At 50.7% G+C, this 15,722-nt stretch carries 15 protein-coding genes; 3 read left to right on the top strand and 12 right to left on the bottom strand.

What is annotated here, in order from left to right:
• Positions 1–6: 6 nt before the first annotated feature.
• Together IKQ95_05250 and flgL are read left to right on the top strand one after the other, a co-directional pair.
• A complete protein-coding gene (locus tag IKQ95_05250; GenBank protein ID MBR4196101.1) occupies positions 7–1,434 on the top strand; it encodes a hypothetical protein in 1,428 nt (475 codons plus the stop codon).
• Between the two features lie 84 nt (positions 1,435–1,518).
• Positions 1,519–5,187, top strand: coding sequence for a flagellar hook-associated protein FlgL (gene flgL / locus IKQ95_05255; protein MBR4196102.1), 3,669 nt, complete (start codon positions 1,519–1,521; stop codon positions 5,185–5,187).
• A 33-nt stretch (positions 5,188–5,220) separates the two neighbouring features.
• On the opposite strand, the gene IKQ95_05260 is transcribed toward flgL, so the two are convergent.
• The gene (locus tag IKQ95_05260; protein ID MBR4196103.1) at positions 5,221–6,099 is read right to left on the bottom strand and encodes a radical SAM mobile pair protein B; all 879 of its coding nucleotides are present in this window, start codon (positions 6,097–6,099) and stop codon (positions 5,221–5,223) included.
• 16 nt (positions 6,100–6,115) lie between these two features.
• On the bottom strand, positions 6,116–6,892 hold the full coding sequence (locus IKQ95_05265) for a serine/threonine-protein phosphatase (protein MBR4196104.1): 777 nt from the start codon (positions 6,890–6,892) through the stop codon (positions 6,116–6,118).
• 32 nt (positions 6,893–6,924) lie between these two features.
• Here IKQ95_05265 and IKQ95_05270 point away from each other — a divergent pair, with 32 nt between their 5' ends.
• Positions 6,925–7,533, top strand: coding sequence for a DNA-3-methyladenine glycosylase (locus IKQ95_05270; protein MBR4196105.1), 609 nt, complete (start codon positions 6,925–6,927; stop codon positions 7,531–7,533).
• Positions 7,534–7,539: 6 nt separating this feature from the next.
• Here the strand turns inward: IKQ95_05270 and IKQ95_05275 are convergent, their stop codons facing one another.
• The 10 genes from IKQ95_05275 to IKQ95_05320 all read right to left on the bottom strand — a co-directional run bounded on the left by IKQ95_05275 (position 7,540) and on the right by IKQ95_05320 (position 15,643).
• Positions 7,540–8,181, bottom strand: coding sequence for a thermonuclease family protein (locus IKQ95_05275; GenBank protein ID MBR4196106.1), 642 nt, complete (start codon positions 8,179–8,181; stop codon positions 7,540–7,542).
• 16 nt (positions 8,182–8,197) lie between these two features.
• The gene (locus IKQ95_05280) at positions 8,198–8,971 is read right to left on the bottom strand and encodes a TSUP family transporter (protein MBR4196107.1); all 774 of its coding nucleotides are present in this window, start codon (positions 8,969–8,971) and stop codon (positions 8,198–8,200) included.
• Complete coding sequence (gene purD / locus IKQ95_05285) at positions 8,972–10,231, bottom strand: phosphoribosylamine--glycine ligase (GenBank protein ID MBR4196108.1); 1,260 nt, start codon at positions 10,229–10,231, stop codon at positions 8,972–8,974.
• Positions 10,228–10,890, bottom strand: coding sequence for a sel1 repeat family protein (locus IKQ95_05290; protein MBR4196109.1), 663 nt, complete (start codon positions 10,888–10,890; stop codon positions 10,228–10,230). Before IKQ95_05290 ends, purD begins: the two co-directional genes overlap by 4 nt.
• Positions 10,891–10,902: 12 nt before the next feature.
• On the bottom strand, positions 10,903–12,033 hold the full coding sequence (locus IKQ95_05295; GenBank protein ID MBR4196110.1) for a phosphoribosylaminoimidazolecarboxamide formyltransferase: 1,131 nt from the start codon (positions 12,031–12,033) through the stop codon (positions 10,903–10,905).
• 141 nt (positions 12,034–12,174) lie between these two features.
• Entirely contained in the window at positions 12,175–13,404 is a 1,230-nt protein-coding gene (gene purN, locus IKQ95_05300) for a phosphoribosylglycinamide formyltransferase (GenBank protein ID MBR4196111.1), read from the bottom strand.
• Positions 13,398–14,417, bottom strand: a complete 1,020-nt coding sequence (locus IKQ95_05305) for a phosphoribosylformylglycinamidine cyclo-ligase (GenBank protein MBR4196112.1) — start codon at positions 14,415–14,417, stop codon at positions 13,398–13,400. The genes purN and IKQ95_05305 overlap by 7 nt, the downstream gene beginning before the upstream one ends.
• Positions 14,386–14,883 carry a 5-(carboxyamino)imidazole ribonucleotide mutase gene (gene purE, locus IKQ95_05310; GenBank protein ID MBR4196113.1) on the bottom strand — a complete coding sequence of 166 codons (498 nt, stop codon included), beginning with the start codon at positions 14,881–14,883 and terminating at the stop codon, positions 14,386–14,388. Before purE ends, IKQ95_05305 begins: the two co-directional genes overlap by 32 nt.
• Entirely contained in the window at positions 14,880–15,161 is a 282-nt protein-coding gene (gene csrA / locus IKQ95_05315; GenBank protein MBR4196114.1) for a carbon storage regulator CsrA, read from the bottom strand. The genes purE and csrA overlap by 4 nt, the downstream gene beginning before the upstream one ends.
• Positions 15,161–15,643, bottom strand: coding sequence for a flagellar assembly protein FliW (locus IKQ95_05320; GenBank protein ID MBR4196115.1), 483 nt, complete (start codon positions 15,641–15,643; stop codon positions 15,161–15,163). Before IKQ95_05320 ends, csrA begins: the two co-directional genes overlap by 1 nt.
• Positions 15,644–15,722 lie beyond the last annotated feature (79 nt).

A 15,722-nucleotide genomic window follows, 5' to 3' on the forward strand; every position in this document is an offset into this window, starting at 1 on the left:
AAATGGGTGCTTAGTTCAGACTTGGGCAACAACGTTACGGCGGGCAGTGCTCTAACGGTTGAAGACTTGACTAACTTTATATCAGCGACATTCACAAAGTCAAGAGACTCAGACAACCCCGCACTTTCAGGGATGAGAGTTACGGCGGGGAAATCATCATCAGGAGTCTACACTCAGTTTTACGTTGAGAGCAAAGACAATCACCTTGTATCAATTTCCGATGTTGAAGGGAATTTAGCGGCCTCAATGGGAATGGTGAACGACAGCCCGGTGATTACGATTGACGTAGAAAGCTCCGACAGCCTCAACACGATTCGCAACAAGATAAACGAGAAATATCAGGCCGAATTTGGACTCACAGAGCCGGAGCAGTGGGTTCACGCCTCAACGGACAACGGATATTTAGAGATTTCCGCGAATGTCGCAGGGGAAGCACAGCGCATTACGCTTATGGGAGCTGAAGACGGAAATATGCAGGTCTTGCGCCGTCTCGGTCTCACCCGTAATCAGGCAATCACAACGGACATCAAAGACTCGAACGGAAATTATATGACAAGTTTCCGGGAAGTCGCGTATATTCCTGAGTCGGGAGTCGCTGAGGATGCCTCGTTCAGCCTGAACGGAGTCCGCTGGCTTTCGTCCGACAACAAAATGAACATGGCAAGGAGAATCCCGGCCACATCGGGAAATGTCCGCGACCGCTACAAGGCCACAGAATTAACCGAAATCAACCCGGGTATGTGGCTCAACCTCAAGAACACAGGAACGACAACAATAAAAGTCCTCCATCACATAAAGGACGGCACAATCAAAGGACTTGAGGAAGCCCGCGATGAGATGATTCCCAACCTGAAATCGGAGCTTGATGAAATGGCTTACGGCCTCGCAAAAACTCTCAACGCTTATCAGTATTCAGGCTACGGGGTCGGCTCTGACTCAAACACAACGGGAGTCGCCTTCTTCAAGAGTCTTGCGTTCATGTCAGGAGCGGCGGAAAAACTCAGCGTAACAGACAAAGTATTTTATGACCCGTCATTAATCGGCGCGGCAATGGGCAGCAAGGACGAGAACGGACTCGCAGTCTCAGGAAAAACAGCAGGCACCGGCGACGGCTCCAACGCCTCAAGAATGGCCGGACTCAATTTCGCCAAAGTCCTCGAAAACGGCACAATGTCAGTATCAGGGATATATGACGCTATGCTCTCGCAGATTGGGACGGAGGCAGGACACGCAAAACTCATGTACACGACACAGGCCACAGTAGCGGATCAGATTGACTCACAGCGTCAGGCGTGTTCAGGCGTGAATCTCGATGAGGAATTGATGGACATCGTGATACTTAACCGGGCGTTCGGGGCTATGTCGAGATACATTACAACGATAGATGAGATGCTCAACACAATAATTAACGGGATGGGTCTTGTAGGCCGATAAATTCAGCAGAACCCGTTGACGAAATTTCACCCTCCTGAAGGAACGGGAGGGAATTTTTTTTATCACGCAAAGGAGATTTTCACAATGTACAGCCGATTGACGACATCAACAATGTACGGCAGCCTGATGGACTCATTGTCGCAGAGCCAGAGAAATTTACAGGATTTGCAGAGACAAATAGCCACCGGGAACAAATACACTAAACTTTCGGACAACCCCTCGGCGGTTTCGCGGTCATTGGGACTTCAGTCGGCCATGAGCGCAAACGATAAATATCAGTCCAACACAACAAACGGAATAACTATGCTCCGATATGCTCACTCGGCACTGAATAACGTTCTTGACGCGGCGCAGTCGATACGGAGTCTCATAATTCAGGCGGGCGACGGGGCATTGAGCGAGGAGCAGCTCAAAGACATATCACAGCAGATTGAAGCCAACAAAAGAGTCATGCTCGACAACCTGAACACGAAAATAGCGGGGCAGTATATTTTCGGCGGGACGGATTCAAGCACTCTTCCTTTTGCGGAAATGCCTGACGGAAGCATTCAGTATCAGGGGACGGACGAGAGAATACAATACGCGGTAAGTGAGGGGATATTAGGCGATGTTTCATTTGCGGGAAGCGATGTTGTGCCGGAGAATGAAGACTCGTACTTCATATGCTCGCATAAAGTTGGCCTCGACTGGACATGGCAGGGAAGGGAAGAAAAAGTACAAATCACCGTAGGAAACCGCACATTGTCCGTATTCATTCCTGAAGACTGGAACGATTCCGATTACGAGAAGACTAACAAATACACGGGCGACAGCACAAAACTTGTGAATTACTCCGACAAAAACGAGTACAGAGACCCGAAAGAGTCGGACGGGATTAGCCTTCAGGATCTGGCCGACATCGTGAACAGCTCGCTTGCGGATCAGGGCGCGGACATGCTGGTGAATGTGTATATCGAGCAAGACACAGAAGCCGGGACTCAGCAGTTGTTCATCAAGAGCAACACGGGAGAGAAAATCGGCATTACGGGGTGGCCTGATACTGACTATATGCCGATGGAAGCCGAAATCACTACGCTTGACATAGACATTAACGCGGTGAGACCCGGCACAGGCGAGACATCATTAATCAAAATCGCAACAGGCAACTATTCCCCGTCAACACTCACAGACGAACAAATAGAAGATATGACTGATGACGAACTCCTGAAAGAAGGCATTGTGAGAATCGGAAGCTCAGACACAATCGAGGACATTGCAGAGAAAATCAACTCTGTGAACGGAGTGTATGCCCGGACATCAGCGGACGGAAACAAGATAGTCATCACCGCCGAAAGAATCGGAGACCTTCCCGCAGACCGCCTCAGAATTGACGAGGCACAAGAAGCCCTGCATTACCCCCCGCTCACCATAAAGGCAGAAGGCAACGCCCGGAAAATATTTGACCTTCCCACAGACAGCAGCGGAAATTACACCGACAACATAATCACCGCAAAAACTGAGCCGCGAAAGCTGGATCACAGCCACATTGATGTCTTTGACTTTCTCGGAATGGAGACGGCCATGAAATCGCGCGAAATGGGAATGAATGACACCCTCACGGTTGAGTCGGGCGAGCAGCTTCACTGGCGCGTCATGAGCGGAGGCCACACGGTAGACGTAAAACTCAACGCCGGAACGTACACGCTTGAAGATATTGCGTCAAGGCTCAAGAATGCCGGGGCGGGATGGCTTGAAGTTTCCGTTAGCGAGGACGTTAAAGACGACTCCGGGCAGGGTACCCTCAACAACGAGGAGAAAACACAGCGGCTTGTGATTCGCGGCTTCAACGGGGAGCAGGTTATATTCCTCGACATGAACGGCAGCAATTACGCTGACAGGCTCGGACTCTCAACGGCTCTGCGGACTGACGCATACGACGACAAGAAGACTTCAGACACAAGCGACGACTATATAGGACGCGGCATGAAGTGCGTGAATTTCCCGTCAGCCCCCTGCGTTGATGATAATGTAGGGATTCCTTTGCGTGTTCAAATGAACTGCGGAATGTATTACGATGTCAACATAAAGAAGGCCGATGTTGTTGACCCTTCAACGGGATTCGTTGACCGCGATTTAGTCATGAAGTCGATTGCCGAACAGGTGAACGAAATCGAGGGCTATAGCGTCATGGGCTATGTTCAGCACGTTGACTCGGCCGGGAAAAATATTGACGGCTCATCATCGATATACTTCCTTTCGGGCGAGGCGTTTACGGTCGTTGACATGCCTTTTGACGATCCCGAATGGAACGACTATTCCGGGGGGCTTGCGGCTCAGATGGGCATTCATGGCGGCGTAACGTCAAACCTTCAGCAGACTACAGTACCAATGACAGACAGCGCAACATTCAGCGAGGCTTACGGGACATCATTCCGCGAGGGGACAATAAGATTCTCGAACCTCTCACACAGCGTAGAAATTGACGTAAGCGCAAGTGATACCGTGAAAGACGTTATGGATAGGCTCAGGACTCAGGCGGGCGACTGGCTATATGTCAGCTACTACGATCAGCACATGGGAAACACTCAGGACAGCGCGGCGAGAAATTCCGGAGATTACCCGTTAATCTCGGTGTCATCTGTTGACGGCTCTGCGGTGAATGTTCTTGACATAAAGGGGCATATAGCCGAGGACGCTCTCGGACTCTCAACGGGCATTCAGGGACGGCTCAATGAGGCCGGAACAGGGGCAGGGATTACGGCGGACTCTTTCACGTGGGACATCAGCAATCAGACTTTCCCGGCTGACACGCTGAATATCACTGTGGCGGGCTACACTCACACGATAGATTTGACGGCAATGCGCGATGTTACGGCGGATGACAAGATAAAGGCTGATGACCTCGTTCAGTTCATCAACGCAAGAATGCAGGATTATGACGTTCAGGCTGAAATCAACGATGACGGGGAATTAATGCTGTGGTCTCCTCGCGGGTATTCGGTTGAGATTGGCTTCATGGAGAAGAAAGAGACTGCCTCCGGGACTGTGGACTACACAAAAAACGGCATTGACTCAGTGATGATTGAGATTAACGGCACAACGTACGCCGCTGACTGGTCAGAAGCTACAGACGATGACAGCCGGAAAAACGCGGTAACAGCGGCATTTTCGGGAACGGGAATCACAGCGACAGTTGACGAGAGCAGCAAGACAATATCATTCACAGACTCTGACGGAAACACACTGAGCGCGGAAATTCTTTACCTCTCCGACAATACATCAGACTTCCTCAGCACAGGCACTTCAACACGGAGCTACTATCGCGGGGGCTATAACCTTGAGGGCAGCGCGTCAACAAGGGGAGTCGACTCAGGCTTCTACGACAGCGGAATCTACACTCAGAACGCCACAATCAGGAGCGGCGCGAACACAATGAAACAGAACGGCTTCGGCGTAATCAACGACATAATTTCGGCGGTCAACTCAGGAAACAGGGACGCTCTTTCGGACAAAATGCTTCCGAGAATTGACGCGTTCATCAGCAACATTCTATCAGTCATGGCGGAAGACGGAGCATTGCAGGCGCGCTACACGTACAACAATGAACGCCTCGTTACGGAGAATACCATCATGGATGAGCAGTATGATGACCTCGCGAAAATTGACCCGGCGGACGCAATTTCACAGCTCATGATTGCGGATTACATGTATCAGGCAAATTTAGCGGTCATTTCGAGAATGTTACAGCCGAGCCTGCTTGACTTCCTTCACTAGACGTTAATACGGCGGTCAGCGGGGCAAAATTCCTCACTGGCCGCTTTTTTTGTGCCTGACTATTTCGGAGTGGAAGAAGTAATTTACCACAACGGGCGGAGCGTCAAAAGGCCGCTTCATGCTGTCATCGTTTCGGAGATAGGGCAGATTGTTTTTACCGCAGTAATCCCGCATAACCTCGTCAAGATCGTACCAGTAAGATAAATTTTTCGCGGCGTAAATTTCCTGATACAGTTCGGAAAGCTCCGGGCGTTTCTCCCGAATCCAGTCCATAATAACACCCCTGTAATTCCCCCGCAGGTTCAAATTCTCAAGCCACACTAGATTACATTGATTCTTTGCCCGGTCAATTATCGCAGGAACGTCCGTTATTCCCGGGAATATCGGCGAAATGAAACACGTTGTGCGTATTCCTGAGTCGTGAAATATTTTCATGGCCGCTAATCTCCGCTCAATGCTCACCGCTTTGTCCATCTCAGAACGGAACGACTCATCAAGAGTGTTGATGCTCCATGAGACTCTAGACTCCGGGAATGTCCGTATCAGGTCTAAATCTCTCAGCACTAAATCTGATTTTGTCGCTATGCTGAGTCTTACGTCATGCCCCTGCAATTCCTGAAGGAGTCTGCGCGTACGGCAGTATTTCTCCTCGGCGGGCTGGTATGGGTCTGTTACTGACGACAGGAACACCTCATAGCCTGAATATTTTTCCGGGTATTTTATCTCCGGCCATGTCTTTATGTCGAGAAAGCCGCCCCATTCCTCCGGGTGATTCGTAAATCTCTTCATGAACGAGGCGTAACAATATTTGCAGGAATGCTCACAGCCTGTATACGGGTTTGCGGAATAATCCGAGACAGGGAGATTCGATTTCGTCAGCACGGATTTTGTCATCACTTCACGAATAATCATCGCAAATTTTTCACCCCTAGCATATTTCTATTGCTATGCAGGTTATGTTGTCGACTCCGCCGCGTTTTAGTGCCTCGTCCACAAGATAATTAACCCCGTCCGTTACTGTCCCGGATTCTTTCATGAGGGCGGAAATTTCGCGGTGAGTCAGCATTTCATTAAGGCCGTCAGTACTCAGCAATATTCGCCTGTTGTCGTCAAAAGAAAAAGACCCGTAAGAATCAGGAGCCGCCCCGAAACTGTCATACATCCCAAGAAAACGAGTCAGCCTGTGCCGCAGTGGACTCTTCTCCGCGTTACGGGGACTCATCATTCCCATTCTCACGCGATCTTCCGCCACCGTGTGATCGTCCGTGATACGTGTCAGGACTCCGCTGTTGTCCCGGTAGATTCTTGAGTCGCCGAGATTGTAGACGCTGAACGAGTCCGTCCCAAACACAACAAGACCGAGAGTCGCGCCCGTAATTATATGCTCACTGAGCATAATGTCCCGGAGTCGCCCGTGAACGTCAAAAGCGTACCTGCTGACAGCCTCATAGCCGCCCAAAATGATTTCCCCGCAATGCTCCGCGAGAGTCTCAGCCGAAACAAGCGAGGCAAGCTCCCCGCAGTCATGTCCGCCCATGCCGTCAAAAACAGCGAAAACGCACGGGATTTCAGCAACACCGCTCAGGAAAAACGGCCTGCCATATTCTGAAGGGGTCATGTAGATTCCGCTGCAGAAAAAGTTATCTTCATTGTTCGTTCTGACTCTCCCAGTCTCGGAGCGCACCGCAAATTTCACGACTGTCATCACTAAACCGCCTCCGGGAATATAATATCATCATGGAAAAGTTAGACCGCTCATTTTACGCCCGCAATGCCTGCAATGTAGCTCATGACTTAATCGGGAAAATCCTCGTTCACGGACTCACATCGGGGGTTATTGTCGAGGCTGAAGCCTACAGAGGCCCGGAGGACAAAGCCGCACACAGTTACGCCGGAAAACGCACAGCACGAACGGAGATAATGTTTCACGAGGGCGGACTCGCGTATGTCTATCTCATCTACGGAATGTATCACTGCTTCAACGTTACAGCCAGCATACCGGGAAAACCTGAAGCCGTATTGATTCGCGCTCTTGAACCGCTTGACGGACTCCCGCTCATGATTCAGAGGCGGGGAATTTCTGACGCTCGCAATCTCTGCAACGGGCCGGGGAAATTATGTCAGGCAATGGGAATCACAACGGAGCATTACGGGATTGACCTTTGCGGGGATGAGATTTACATCACGGAGGGCAGAAATGATTTCAGGGTGATGACCTCAGAGCGGGTTAATATTGATTACGCAGAGGAATATAGAAATGTCTTATGGAGATATTTTGCGGAGGAAAGCAAGTTTGTATCAAGAGTGAAAGAAAACCGCCCGCAATTTCTCACGGACGGCAGTTAGTCGGCATTATTCCGGGTCTTTGCCCCAGAGTCCCTTCTTCTGTTCGCGTGCCTCGCGCTGAATGTGAACGAATATATTTGCGTACCGGGAATTTGGCTGTACCGTCATCAGTTGGGCATATCCGCCTTCAAGAAGTATTGCGTTGAACATGTATTTGCGGATTGCGGACTCGTCATCGAGCTGCTTTTCTGTCGGCTCCTTCAGCCAGACATATGCCAGCATTCTGTCGTACCTGTCGCGGACTCCTACATCGGTCTGAAGCCATACTGTTTTGCCGTCAAGCGACTCTTTCGTGAAGTTGCTTGCCTCTTTGCCGTAATACTGCACGGGTTTTGTAGGGTGGACTGTTTCGGGAGTGTCAACACCGAGCATTCTCACGCGCTCTTTGAGGTACTTGCTTCCGTCGTCAAAAAGGAACGTGATAATCATCGTGTCGCCGTCAACGACTCTTTCTACTTTGGCTTTGTAGACTGTGTTGCGGCGAATTTCGAGGCTTTCGAGGGCGTTCGGGCCTTTGTGGTAATGGTACTCGCCTGTTTCCTTGTCGTAATGCCCGCCGTTTTTGTCGAGCTTCCCCGGATGAGCTGAGGCCGTTAATGTCATGGCCAGCACGAGAATTGCAGAGAGTATGAATCTTAACTTACGCATGAATGAATCAATCCTTTCACAAAATGATAATGTCATAAATCACGCGGACAAAAAATAATGATAGCACAATCAAAATTACAGGCCGTACAGCTTTCGCCCCGCCTTTCTCGAAAAACTTTGCGCCGATATAGTTCCCCGCAATGCTGAAGACTCCCGCGATTATTCCGACAGGGAGAACCGCTTTACCGTTCACGAAATACACAGCGAGTGCCGCGATGTTTGTCGCAAGATTTATCGCCTTCGTTACGCCGTTAGCCCTCTGAACGCTGAGTCCCGCAAGCCCCGCCAGCAACAATAGCATGAACGTACCCGCGCCCGGGCCGTAGAAGCCATCATAGAAGCCCGTCCCAAGTGCAACAAGAGCGCAGATTATGTATGTACGTGAGGTGATTTCGTCAGCAGTATTCTTTTGTTCGCGCAATAAATCCTGACTCCTGAAAACATACCACGCTGTTACAGGAAGTATCACAAGCATAAGGATACGGAAGAAGTAATCACTGATGAGGAGGGCTGTTTTTGCGCCGAGTGAAGATCCGATGAGGGCGAAAATTATTCCGACAGCAGAAAGTTTCAGGGGCATATATCCGTCGCGCATGAATTTCACGAAAGCCGTTAATGTTCCCATTGAGGAGCTAATTTTGTTCGTGGCAATGGCGAAATGAACAGGGAAGCCGGAAATCATGTAAGCCGGAAGCGTGATTAGACCTCCGCCCCCGCCGATAGCGTCAACGACTCCGCCTATGAATATTAACGGGCAAATGATGAGGAGCTGCGATAATGTCCACTCCATTTAGCACCCGCCTATGTCCGAACGGTAACGCATTCCCTCAAAAGAAATTTTGCTGACGGCCTCATACGCTTTTGACCGCGCCGACTCCGCGTCATCACTTACGGCAGTAACAGCGAGGACTCTCCCGCCTGACGTGAGGATTTTCCCGCCCTCTGATTTTGTGCCTGCGTGGAAGATTTCGACCCCGGCCATGTCTCCTGCGTCCCCGAAATCAATCGGGTAACCCGTGAGATATGACCCGGGATAGCCCGATGACGCGCACACAACACAGCATGAAGCACCGTCCCGGAATTTCACCGGGCAATCTGCGAGTCTCTCATCACGTACAGCCATCATGACATCAAGAAGATCCGACTCCATGAGGGGCAGTACGGCTTCTGCTTCTGGGTCTCCGAATCGGCAATTGTACTCGATAACTTTCGGGCCGTCAGCCGTCAGCATTAATCCGAAATACAAGCACCCTTTGAATGTCCGCCCCTCTTTGTTCATTGCGTCAATCGTGGGAAGAAATATCGTCCTCATGCATTCGTCAGCAATTTCAGGAGTGTAATACGGGTTCGGGGCAATTACTCCCATTCCGCCGGTGTTAGGGCCTTTGTTGCCGTCATAGGCGCGTTTGTGATCCATTGATGAGACCATCGGGACAATCGTATGTCCGTCCGTGAACGCAAGCACCGTAACTTCATGGCCGGATAAGCATTCCTCAATCAGGATTCTTTCACCGCTCGCGCCGAAAGATTTATCCTTCATGCACGAGATTATAGCGTCCTTTGCCTGCTGGAAATTTTCTGCGACAGTAACGCCCTTGCCTTTTGCGAGTCCGTCAGCCTTAATGACGATGGGACAATCTGACAATGCCGCGTGTGATAGTGCCTTGTCGATGTCGTCAAAAATCTTGTAGCCTGCTGTCGGAATGTGGTACTTTGTCATTAACTCTTTGGCGAAAATCTTGCTGCTCTCGATTATGGCGGCATTCTTTGTCGGGCCGAAACATTTAACGCCCGCTTCAGCCTCTAATCTGTCGACAGCACCGAGCGCGAGAGGGTCATCAGGTGCTACGATGGCGAAATCGACAGGGTGAGTCTTTGCGAATGAGATTATGCCGTCAATGTCTTCTGCTGAAATTTTGACGCATTCGGCAAGCTGGGATATTCCGCCGTTGCCGGGGAGCGCGTAAATCTTGCTGACTTTGGGATTCTTTGCGATGAGTTTTGCGATTGCGTGTTCGCGTCCGCCTCCGCCGATTATTAGTATGTTCATTTTGTGCCTGCTTTCTTGATTTTGCCGTAAGTTTTTCGGGCTTCTTCCTGCGCTAGTTTTATCTGCTGCGGTGAAAGTTTTTCCGTCAGCCTCAGAATATAATCCTGATGGAGCGCAGTAATGTTGAATCCGCAAAGCCGTGCGACCTCGAACCAGTAATAAGCCTTCAGGGGATTCTCTTCTGCCTTGTTGTAGAGGACAGCTAGATGATACTGCGCGTTAGGGTGTCCCTGCTCTGCGGCTTTCGTGTACCAGTAAATTGACTTCCAGGGATCTTTGTCGACTCCGTTCCCGCTCTCGTAATATGCTCCCATTGTGTTTTGGGCTTTAGGGTCTCCGCTTTCGGCTTTGTCGGCGGTCTTGAGCTGGCCTGCGGTTAATTTCGCGCGTTCTTGCGGAGTCAGTCCGTATTTCTTGCCGTCATGTATATTATTCGTGTCTTTGAGGCTGTATTCTGTTTCGCTGCCGTCATTGCTGACTGATGAATACGCTTCCTCCATCGGTATTTTTCCGTCTGTTACGAGCCTGCGAAAATATGCGCTCACTGCCTCATGAAGAACCTGCGAAACGTCAACGCCTAACACACCGCTTGCACGCAAAAGCATGTCCTGTAATTTCCCGTCAACCGTGATTTCCATCGTAATGTCAACTTCACTCATGACTTTATCCCCCTAATGATGGAACAATCTCCTGCCCGTCATTACCATCGCCATCCCGTAATCATCGCAAGCCTTAATCACTAAGTCATCGCGAATTGATCCTCCCGGCTGTGCAACAAACTTAACCCCGCTCATTTTCGCCCGCTCTATGCTGTCAGGGAACGGGAAAAATGCATCGCTCCCAAGACTCGCGCCCGCATTCTGTGCAATGAAGCTCCGTTTTTCGTCAGCACTCAGGAAATCACCGCCAAGCATTGAGGCTATAGCGTTGTCCCTCTCAGGCCGTCCCAAATCATCGCGGAACTCAAGCTCCAACACTTTCGGATGTTCACGGAGCAATCGCAAGTCAGCTTTATCACACGCAAGCCTCACACAGTGCAATCTTGACTGCTGACCCGCTCCGACTCCTAACGTCTGTCCGTCTTTCGTAACACATACTGAGTTTGACTGCGTATATTTCAGCGTGATTAGTGCGAGGGTCAAATCACGCCTTGCGGATTCGGGAATGTCTTTGCGGACTGTTACGGGCGAGTCATATTTCGCGGGGTCAATCACGGGAGCTGTGTTGCGTCCCTGCTCGAACGTTACGCCGAAAATGTCGCGGGTCTCTGTTGACTCAGGCTCATAATCGGGGTCAATCCTCACAACCGCATAGCCTCCTTTACGCTTGGACTTCAGAATTTCGAGGGCTTCCGGCGTGTAGGAGGGGGCTATGATTCCGTCTGAGACTTCATGTTTTATGAACATGGCGGTGATTTCGTCGCATTCGTCGCTCAACGCTATCCAGTCCCCGAATGATGACAATCTGTCGGTGCCTCTTGCGCGGGCATAAGCGCAGGCTAGGGGCGAGTCGTTAATGCTGAGATTTGAGTCGACAAAAAATATTTTGCGCTCCGTGTCAGTGAGGGGGAGACCGATTGCGGCACCTGCGGGGCTGACGTGCTTGAAGGAGGCTGCTGACGGGAGATTGAGACTTGCTTTCAGTTCGCGGACTAGCTGCCACGAGTTTAGAGCGTCAAGAAAGTTGATATATCCCGGCCTGCCGTTTAGGACTTCAAGCGGGAGATTTCCGCCGTCCCTCATGAAGATTCTTGCGGGAATCTGGTTCGGGTTCGTTCCGTATTTCAGCGCGTATTCTTTCATTGTGTTTCACTCCTTGCTGTAAATTTGTTACTCTTCCATGCGAGTCCCACCTGTGAAAGGTGTAACCCCTCCCGGCCTCCCCTTGTCAGGGGCGGGGAAGCAAGTCCCACCTGAGAAGGGGGGATACAGGGGGGTATGTCTTTACCCTCTTTGTGTGTTGAATAGTTTGTCCGTGTACGTCTCACCGTCATAATATCTCATGTAAAGCGCAACCCTGTAATCCTCTCCGAGTTCGTCCCACAATGAGTCCGCAAAGTGATTCATGTCATCGGGGATATTCACTTCCCGCGGCTCCCCCTCGAATGATGGCAGAATCCCTCCGGGCATTACGTCATGATTGTACGTGTGAATGAGACGGCCTTTTCCCGGCGTGTATTCATACTCGTAGAAATATTTTCCGGCGCGTTTCAGTATGCTCATCTTGTGGCCTAAAGGTGTCATTATTGCGCTGATTCGGGGCGTGTAGTGCGGTGCGTCAGGCTCATATTCACGAGTCCTCAACGCCTCCTCGAATGTTCCGCCGTTCTTGAGCGCGTCATAAATTGTGTCGGTCTGGTCTCCGTTCGTGATGATGAGATTGTCGCCGATTGTCCGCAGGGGCGAGTACAGAATCAATGACGGGTCAAAATTCTTGTCGTCCCTCGTCAACTTTATGATGAGATTGTCGCCGGAACGCTCAAAGATTCGCGCCTTACTTGAAATGCTCCGTCCCATAATGAAATACGCGAGTGCCTTCCCGCCTGAAGGAGTCATCCCCGTGATTATTCCCCGGCCTGCATATTTCTGTTGACGCGGGAAAATTTTCGGCTCAATCTTCCGGCAAACGCTCTCGACCGCACGAGGCAGTATCACCCACTCGCAGCACTCCATGACTCTGCGCTGTAGACTCTCCGGCGTATCGTTCGGCAGAATGTCTATTGCTTTCTGCGCGATAATCTCTCCTCCGTCGGGGATCTCGTTGACGTAATGCACAGTCGCACCCGTAACTTTCACGCCCGACTTCAAGACAGCCTCATGAACTTTCAGGCCGTAATACCCTTTTCCGCAGAATGACGGAATCAACGACGGGTGAATGTTCACGACTGGGACTCTCACGCGGTCAAGAAATTCTTTCGTCAGAATCTTCATGTACCCCGCAAGAACTATCAGCCCCGGCCTTACTGTCTCAAGCACAGAAATTATTTCAGCCTCACTTTTTGCGACACTTGACGGAATATCGGCCCTCTCAGCGCGTTTCAGGGCATAAGCATTCTCACAGCTCGAAATCACATGAACAATTTTTCCCGATGACAGCACCCCGTTGTTCTGAGCGTCAATTAACGCCTGAAGGTTTGTCCCTCCTCCTGACACTAACACAGCAATTTTCACCAAAGCAGCAAGCCTCCTTCAGCTTTCACAATTTCACCGGCAACACATGAGCCAGTAACAGACCTCAAAATTTCGTCAGCCTCATCACGCCCGGCAATAATCATCATTCCCGCGCCCATGTTGAAAACGTGATACATTTCCCCGCGGCTGATATTTCCCGTCCTCATTATCACGTCAAAAATCGGTGGGACTTTTATCGCGCTTGTGTCAATTTTTGCTGACAGACCTTCAGGAATTGCACGCGGGATATTTTCCCAGAAGCCTCCGCCCGTAATATGTGCTATAGATTTCACGCGGGGCATTATCGGCAATATGTCTTTGACGTAAATCCGTGTCGGTGTCAACAGTTCCTCGCCTAATGTCCGCCCAAGCTCGGCAATGTACGTATGAATGTCAGTGCCAGAGAAAACTTTGCGGACGAGTGAAAATCCGTTTGAGTGTACTCCCGATGACGGCAGCGCAATCACAACATCCCCGGCCATGACGTTATGAGGGTCAAGAATTTCATCACGTTCCACGACTCCCACGCAGAACCCCGCAATATCGTATTCATTCTCAGGATAGAAGCCGGGCATCTCTGCGGTCTCTCCGCCGATTAGCGCACAGCCGGACAGCACGCAGCCTTCAGCGACTCCCGAAACGATTTCAGCGACACGCTCAGGAATATTTTTGCCGACAGCTACATAGTCCAAGAAAAATAACGGCCTCGCTCCGCAGCAAAGCACATCATTCACGCACATCGCAACACAGTCAATACCGACCGTGTTATGTCTGTCCGTCATGAATGCTATCTTGAGCTTTGTCCCGACTCCGTCTGTCCCCGAAACAAGCACAGGATTCCGCATTCCCGCAGGAAGCACAAACATTCCGCCGAAACCGCCAAGCCCTCCGATTACGCCGGGTATCATCGTCCGTGCTACGTGTTCACGCATTAACCGCACTGCGTCATAACCCGCTTGGACATTCACGCCCGACTCCGCGTATTTAGCACTGACTGTATTTCGCTCTGATGTCATTGTCTTTTCTGTCAACCCTTTCTGCCATCTTCACGGCCTCATCATCAAGCCGGGCGGATAAATCATCATCATTAACAGCAAGAATCCTCCCCGCAAGCCACGCTGAATTTTCCCCTCCGTTAATCGCAACACAGGCCACAGGAATCCCCGGAGGCATTTGGGCTGTCGACAAAAGCGCGTCCATTCCGCCGAGGTCGTCAGACTTCACCGGGACTCCGATTACGGGGACTCGCGTATGAGCTGCAAGCACTCCCGCAAGAGCCGCAGACTTTCCCGCAATGGCGATGATTACGCCGATGTTATTGGCGCGGGCATTGAGGGCAAAATCGCGGGCTTTGTCCGGGGTTCTGTGGGCTGAAATCACGCGGACTTCATGAGGAATATTGAGACGGGTTAATACTGACACGCATTTTTCCGCAACGGGCAAATCTGAGTCAGAGCCGAGAATTACTGCTACATTCTTCATGACTGTGCGCCAACTTTCACGGTTGGAATCTTGCTGAGTTTTGAGAACGCCGACAGGGGCAGGGCGGGAGTCCCTTTGAGGTCTGTTGACTTTGGAGCTTCTGAGGCTGTCCTGTTCTCCTTCACGATAACGTCCCAAAGCTCTTTGCGCCAAATCTGCGTTGACTGCGGAGCGGTTATCCCTAATCTTACGACATCGCCGCGGACATCAATCACCATTATCTCAATGTCGGTGCCTATCTGTATGCTTTCGTTGACTTTTCTGCTTAACACTAACATTATTCACCGCCTCCAATCTGCGCGGAAGCCTTCATTTTTTCGCGGACATCTTCAGGGAATACCACATGCCTTATCGGGTACTCCTCATTGAGGGCGATAACCTGCACGGCTTTGTGCGTCTTGAGATTGATGATGATGGGAGCGCGTAAATTTGCGGTCATGTTCCACGGTGCTGACTGCGGAATCGATACGACTATGAGGAGGGCTAAATCTGCCGGGTTAGTGCCGCCGATTAATTTCAGTTCTTCCTCCGGGATTCGTGCATTGTAGTCGGGCTGAATTGCATCGGGCGAGGTTACCGGGAGTGCGAGTTCTGAGTCATCGAGGGACTGTAGCCACTTCACAGCGTTCTCATCACTGCCGACAAGAATCCAGCTGTGCATGTTCTCAAAAGCCGGTATACCCCGCGGGAATGTTAATACTTCCTCAGGGGAATAGGCGACTTCCCCGAATCGTTCGGTGTCAAATTTCATGAATGACATAATATCTTCTGCCTTTCACTGTTCAGGAATTTTTCGCGCATAATAATAGCATGTTGATTAGTCTGTATCATTGCTAAGT

This window comes from Synergistaceae bacterium (assembly GCA_017540085.1).
Lineage (GTDB): Bacteria > Synergistota > Synergistia > Synergistales > Aminobacteriaceae > JAFUXM01.